General features: G+C 53.7%; 2 protein-coding genes and 1 pseudogene. 1 reads left to right on the forward strand and 2 read right to left on the reverse strand.

The window, feature by feature from the left end; translation table 11 throughout:
* Window positions 1-211 (forward strand): annotated as a pseudogene (locus tag AUR66_RS03885) (hypothetical protein); the annotation flags it as partial.
* A gap of 408 nt (window positions 212-619) precedes the next feature.
* Here the strand turns inward: AUR66_RS03885 and AUR66_RS03890 are convergent.
* Together AUR66_RS03890 and AUR66_RS03895 are read right to left on the reverse strand one after the other, a co-directional pair.
* Window positions 620-1,090 (reverse strand): hypothetical protein, encoded by a 471-nt coding sequence (locus AUR66_RS03890; protein WP_231727752.1) that lies wholly within the window; start codon window positions 1,088-1,090, stop codon window positions 620-622.
* Window positions 1,091-1,092: 2 nt separating this feature from the next.
* Window positions 1,093-1,755 carry a DUF7342 family protein gene (locus tag AUR66_RS03895; RefSeq protein ID WP_157532989.1) on the reverse strand — a complete coding sequence of 221 codons (663 nt, stop codon included), beginning with the start codon at window positions 1,753-1,755 and terminating at the stop codon, window positions 1,093-1,095.
* Window positions 1,756-2,021: the final 266 nt, after the last annotated feature.

Here is a 2,021-nt window from a genome sequence, read left to right on the forward strand (position 1 = left end):
TCGCCCGGCTGACGAAATCGAGCGTGCCGACCCAGCGTTGGCAGGCGTCGCCGCCCAAGCATTCGTCGAGGGAACTGCAGACCAGGCGTATATCCATACGACCGATACAGCTGCCGGAAAAGGAGCTGAGGCCGTCTTGACCAGTGAGGGCTATGGCGATTCGGTGACGTATGTGAACGGCTTCCGGTTCGTTGATGACTTGCTCGAGTAGTTGGCTTGCAAGTAAGTAGCGTCCCTATCGGTTGCACTGAAGCAGGTGTCAACTCTCGTCTACCTGACTCAGGGAGAAATTACCATCGTTCACGGCGTTCGAGAGACGCATCGCGTCTCATCCACTCGTGCTAGGGTCGGGAAATAACCGAGACGGCCTCGCCCTTTCTGAATCTACCCGGATGTCGACTGTGTCAGTGAGCATCGAATCAGGCTGAACGGACGCTTCTTCGTCACGGCACGCCCCGCTCGCCGCCCTGTGCCCTCCATGCTCACGACTCGCGTTGCTCGCTGAGGAAGGGGGCTTAGCGCCTCGATTCAGCTAAGACGACTGTGGGGCTGGTGACTTTCCGCTTGAGACAACTCAATGAATGCGTTAGCGCGAGTAGTGGCTAGAACGTTCGAGTACTTAGGGTAGACCGTCTTGCGTGTTCAGGACGCTCTCATCTCCAGCCTTCACCGCTGCCCACCACGTTGCAATCACAGCAAGCGTGACACGCTCAGGAGGATGCCCACCTCCAATACAACTTGGGAGATGCTTCGTCACGTCATCTGGTGGGTGAAAATGCCTGACTGGCATCTCGGTGCTCTGGTTCGATTCCTCGCGACCGAACCTGAACTCCAGACCTTGCTCCCTGTAGTGATATTTGTAATCACCATTCTCCCACCATTGGATGTCAAAATATCCCCCCACCTGGTGAATTCCTGGCGTGACGGTGATTCGAGCTTCCCTTGGACGTCCATTCCGCTGCTCGAACTGTCCACCCTGTGTGTGCTTGTACTGAACCTTGTGGACACCCTTGTCGAGTTGTTTCTGCATCACCCTGACGCTAGCGTCGATTGACTCAGCATCAATTGCTGACCCGTTGCCCATCGCCATCGTCAGGGAGACACCCGCTGGTCGGAATCCCGATTAAACGAGCCTCGTTCACTATACGGATCTTCGAGTTTTGCCTGTTGCAGACGATATGCGGCACGGAGATAGTTGAATTCACGCTTGGCAGTGCGCCAGTGAGAAATATCTGAGAGCTCCTCTTCGTCCAGTTCCTGGTCGGAAATCAGTAATTCCTCCGGACTACTGGTCTCGTACTGGCTTTGGTAGTTGGCTAGCTCTTGTTTTGTTCGCTGGATTTGACTTACGAGATCTCCAGAGGTGGCCAGTTGATGGACTTGCTGGAGCAAGTACCAGTCTGGATCTCGCTCGTATGTCTTCCCAGAGGATGTCTGATGTGACCTAACGATACCCTCTTCTACAAGTCTGTTCAGCGTGTCTCGAGCTTTGTTTTCTGAAACCACAGCTGTATCTGCGATTTCATTCGCAGATTTCGGATCTACAGTCCGCTTGATCACCGTCCGAATGCGTTCGTCTGCAGTCGTGGACTCTTTCCACTCTGCAGCTGCGAGTTCATTGATATCGGTGAATTCGTCAGTATCTACACTGAATGGCGCGAGGTCGTCTACCGTCATCGACTCTTCTGGCAATTCGTCTCCAGTCGGGAACTCCTCAGGGCCGTTGTCGTTGTGAGTGGGGGTGTTGTCAGGCATGTATTCAAGCATAGCACCGCAACGCAAATATATTTTTCTGGCCCATATATGTGTGCCCACTCTTCAGAGATGGTGTCCGTATATATTCTCACACAGATGCAAGGAGAAAGCCCACGAGTTTACTCGCGGGAGGAATCCGACACGCCCTCAATCTAGTGGCCGGAAATGGTGAAGATCGTCCTTTGCACCTGGATGGCTCGGCAGGTCAATCTGGGTGACGTGTTCGTAACGAGCCGTAAGGACGTCAAAAAATCGCATATCTGCGA

It is taken from the genome of Haloferax profundi (genome assembly GCF_001469865.1).
In the GTDB taxonomy this organism is placed as follows: domain Archaea; phylum Halobacteriota; class Halobacteria; order Halobacteriales; family Haloferacaceae; genus Haloferax; species Haloferax profundi.

Bases quoted from the DNA above. Each gene is read 5' to 3' on its own strand.
- AUR66_RS03890 (WP_231727752.1), bottom strand. From the start codon at position 1,090: ATGGCGATGGGCAACGGGTCAGCAATTGATGCTGAGTCAATCGACGCT.
- AUR66_RS03895 (WP_157532989.1), bottom strand. From the start codon at position 1,755: ATGCCTGACAACACCCCCACTCACAACGACAACGGCCCTGAGGAGTTC.